General features: G+C 72.4%; 4 protein-coding genes. All 4 read right to left on the bottom strand.

The features are described 5' to 3' along the window. Positions 1–105: 105 nt before the first annotated feature. The 4 genes from ACWD3D_RS34565 to ACWD3D_RS34550 all read right to left on the bottom strand — a co-directional run bounded on the left by ACWD3D_RS34565 (position 106) and on the right by ACWD3D_RS34550 (position 3,608). A complete protein-coding gene (locus ACWD3D_RS34565) occupies positions 106–459 on the bottom strand; it encodes a DUF6204 family protein (RefSeq protein ID WP_451464649.1) in 354 nt (117 codons plus the stop codon). Positions 460–652: 193 nt separating this feature from the next. Beyond that, a complete protein-coding gene (locus tag ACWD3D_RS34560) occupies positions 653–1,006 on the bottom strand; it encodes a VOC family protein (RefSeq protein WP_451464648.1) in 354 nt (117 codons plus the stop codon). A gap of 161 nt (positions 1,007–1,167) precedes the next feature. After that, positions 1,168–1,977, bottom strand: a complete 810-nt coding sequence (locus tag ACWD3D_RS34555; protein WP_451464647.1) for a methyltransferase domain-containing protein — start codon at positions 1,975–1,977, stop codon at positions 1,168–1,170. 125 nt (positions 1,978–2,102) lie between these two features. Further along, on the bottom strand, positions 2,103–3,608 hold the full coding sequence (locus ACWD3D_RS34550) for a phosphatase PAP2 family protein (RefSeq protein WP_451464646.1): 1,506 nt from the start codon (positions 3,606–3,608) through the stop codon (positions 2,103–2,105). Between the last annotated feature and the right edge of the window lie 127 nt (positions 3,609–3,735).

Genomic DNA, 3,735 nt, shown 5'->3' with positions numbered 1-3,735 from the left:
CACGACACCATGCCCGCTGACGTGCGCGCCGTGCTGCTGGCCGAGGCCCCCTCCTTCCTCACCCAGTTCATCCACTCCGGGCTCTTCGTCGCCCGCGTCGCGCCGTTACGCGGCGCCGGTCCCCCGCTGCCCCTTGTAGTTGATCTTCATGGCGTCCATGTCGGTCGCCGTGGAGCGCAGCGGCCCGTGACCGTAGCCCCCGGCCTCGAGAGCGGTTTCGGCGCGTTCCTCGGCGAGGGCGGACGCCATCTCCTCGCCGTCCTCGGCGTCGGACACCACCACGTACCGGAAGCTGAAGTGCTTCAGCACGGTGTCGTAGGTGAGCGATCCCTCCTCGGTGAACTGCATCGAGGTGAGGCCGTGGTCCGCGACCTCGGCGAGCAGCCGGGTCCGCGCCTCGTCCGTCAGCCCGTTCCAGGTGCCCCGGACGATCACCCGGTACGTGTGCTGCGTGCCCATCGTGGTGCCTGCCTTCTCCTGCGCCGCACACGGCCGAATGCCGCGTGTTCTTCCGCGGCGAAATCCGCTCGCGGCCCAGGTTACGACGGGAAGGATGGGGGCCATGCGGAATATCGTGGTCGTCGGCGCACCCTCCAGCCTGGGCCTGGGCCTGGGCCTGGGCCTGGGCCTGCGACCGCCGTCGCCAGGCAGGTCAGACGACGGTGTTGCGGTCCGCGTACTCGAAGACCGAGCCGTCCGGGTGCAGGGCGATCAGGTTGCGGCCGACGGGTGTCGGGACCGGACCCGCGACGATGTGCGCACCGGCCCGGGTGAGTGCCTCACGGGCCTCGTCCACGTCCTTCACCGCGATGGTCGCCGCCACCTTGCGCAGCATCTCCAGCTCCGTCTCGGGCCCGCTCATGAGCAGGAAGCAGCCGATCGCGGCGACCGACACCCCGCCGCGCTCGAAGCGCAGTGCTCGGGTGCCGGTGATGCCCTCGTAGAAGGCCACCGAGGCCTCCAGGTCGTCGACGCAGACGCGTAGCGTGGTTCCCAGGATGTCCATGCGTACGAGGTTAGTTGGGTCCCCCGGGCCGTGTGATCGGTTCGCCCCGGTCCGCACCTCCCCGATACGTGGGCGAGGGAGGCGAAGGACGCGGCGAGGGAGTCCAGGAGGGTCGTGCGGTGTGCGGTGGGCCGTGGCCCGCCGCACACCACCTCACCGGGTCATGCCCGGCAGAGCACCTCACCGTGCGGCACCATGAACCAACCGTCGCCCTCCTCGCCCCAGGCGCGCCACGCCGCCGCTGCCGCCGCGAGGTCCTCCGGCGTGGCGTGGCCGCCCTCGACCGCCTTCTGCGCGTAGGCGGAGCCGACCGTACGGTCCGCCCACAGCCCGCTCCACCAGCTCCGGCTCTCCGGCGTGGCGTAGCACCATGCGGCGGCGGTCGGCACGATGTCGGTGAAGCCGGCCTGCCGCGCCCAGGAGAGGAGCCTGCGACCGGCGTCGGGCTCACCGCCGTTGGCGCGGGCGACCTGTCGGTAGAGCGTCAACCACGCCTCCATGCCTGGAACTTCCGGATACCAGGTCATCGCCGCGTAGTCGCTGTCCCGGGCGGCGACGATCCCGCCGGGGCGGCACACCCGGCGCATCTCGCGCAGTGCCTGTACCGGATCGCCCACGTGCTGGAGCACCTGATGGGCGTGGACCACGTCGAAGGAGTCGTCCGGATAGTCCAGCGCGTGAACGTCGGCGACGGCGAACGAGACGTTGTCCAGGCCGCGTTCGCGAGCGGCTCCGGCCGCCGCGTCGAGGATCTCCTGCTGGGTGTCGAGGCCGGTCACCACGCCCGGGGCGACCAGCGCGGCCAGGTCGGCCGTGATCGTCCCCGGTCCGCAGCCGACGTCCAGTACGGACATCCCCGGCTTGAGTTCGGCGAGGAGATAGGCCGCAGAGTTCTCGGCGGTGCGCCAACGGTGCGAGCGGAGCACCGATTCGTGGTGCCCGTGGGTGTAGACGGCGGTTTCCTTCGGCATGCCGGGGTCCTCTCTCCGAGCGTGGCTGCGAGCGGTGGGTCAACCGTACGCCGCAGATCGCATGATGAGATACGTGTCTTGTGATGTGAGACGCGTATCGCGGGGGGAGAGAGGATCCGGTGGCCTCACACCGGCATGGGGCAGTAGACCGTCAGCGCTTCGGGGAGCTTGTCGACCAGCAACTCCGTTCCTGAGATGGCTACTTCGCCGTCGTACGCGTAGGGAGTACCCGGCGGCAGTCCGGCGATCCGGACCCTGCGGCGCCGTTCCGCCGCGTGTACGGGGGAGCGGGTCAGTGGACCGGCCACGGCCGCCGCGATCAGGCGCAGTCCAGGGGTGCGGCCGCCGTGGACCACGCGTACGTCCAGCAGGCCGTCCGCGAGGTTGTGGCGCCTGCCGGGTGCGGGGCCGACCCGCTGGAAAAGACCGTTGCCCACGAAGAGAAGCCACAACGGGCGCCGCTTTCCCTGAAGTTCCGCCTCCAGGGGGCGTTCCCCGCGCAGCACCTCGAACGCCGCCAGCATCCCGGCCGGCCACCCGCCGATGCGCGGCGCCCAGTGCTCCCGCTTCCGTACCAGCTCCGGATAGACGCCGAGGCTGAAGGCGTTGAGGAAGTAGCCGTCCGCCCCGTCGGGCCCGTGCGGGCCGGGGCGGAAGCGTCCGAGGTCGACCCGGACCGCGTCGCCGGCCTTCAGGGCGGCCACCGTGTCGTGCACCGTCTCGATGCCGAGGTCGTACGCGAAGTGGTTGAGGGTGCCGCCGGGGAACACCGCCAGCGGGACCCCGTGGGTCGCCGCTACGGACGCGGCCAGGTTGACCGTACCGTCGCCGCCGCAGACGCCGAGCGCCCGACCCCTGCCGACCGCCTCGGCGAACGTGTCAGCCAGGTCGCCGGGTGCGCACTCCACCACCTCGGCCATCGGGAGCGCGTCCCGCACCAGCGAAGCCGTACCCCTCGCGGTCCCCGACTCCTCGTTGACGACCACCACCAAGCCCTCGCCCGCGGGGAGCGACGGGGCCTGGGCGGGCGGCCGGCCCGGGGCGGGGAGCTGGCCACGGGTCGGTACCACCCCGCGCAGGGCGAAGGCCGCCCCCACGCCGAGTGCCGCACCCGCCACGACGTCGCTCGGATAGTGCACGCCGGTGTAGACCCGGGAAGCCGCGACCGCCAGGGCCACCGGGGCGACGACCGCGCCCCAGCCCTTGGACTCCAGAGCCACCCCGGTGGCGAACGCGGCGGCGGACGCGGCGTGCCCGGACGGGAAGGACGTGGTGATCGGCTGCCGCTTCAGCTGCCGTATCACCGGGACCATGTCGAGCACCGGACGGTCCCGGCGCACCGCGCCCTTGCCGACCGTGTTGATGGCCGCCGAGGCGAGCGCGAGCGAGGCCACGCCCCGCAGCGCGGCCCTGCGCGCCCGTGCGCTGCCGCCGAGCGCGGCGATGCCCGCGGCGGCGCCGAACCAGAGCAGGCCGTGGTTGGCGCTGCGGCTCAAGCGGGGCAACAGGGGCTCGGCGCCCGGCCAGTGCCGGTTGGCGACCCCTTGGAACGCGGTCAGGTCGCGCTGCTGGAGCCAGCCCCTGAGGCGGTTGGACGAGGTGAAGGTGGTGGGCAGAGGGCGTGTGGACATGGGTCAGCGGATACCCGGTCCGGCCGCCCTGACGCGCTCGTGGGCGCGGCGGCCCCGGCACTGGTGTGGACCGGGTTCGCCGTGTTTGCTGGGCGGCGGTGGTTCCGGTGGGACCCACGACGCTGAT

The sequence above is a fragment of the Streptomyces sp. NPDC002690 genome (assembly GCF_053592415.1).
This window is presented reverse-complemented; position numbering and strand designations above follow the sequence as displayed.

Bases quoted from the DNA above. Each gene is read 5' to 3' on its own strand.
- ACWD3D_RS34550 (WP_451464646.1), bottom strand. From the start codon at position 3,608: ATGTCCACACGCCCTCTGCCCACCACCTTCACCTCGTCCAACCGCCTC.
- ACWD3D_RS34560 (WP_451464648.1), bottom strand. From the start codon at position 1,006: ATGGACATCCTGGGAACCACGCTACGCGTCTGCGTCGACGACCTGGAG.
- ACWD3D_RS34555 (WP_451464647.1), bottom strand. From the start codon at position 1,977: ATGCCGAAGGAAACCGCCGTCTACACCCACGGGCACCACGAATCGGTG.
- ACWD3D_RS34565 (WP_451464649.1), bottom strand. From the start codon at position 459: ATGGGCACGCAGCACACGTACCGGGTGATCGTCCGGGGCACCTGGAAC.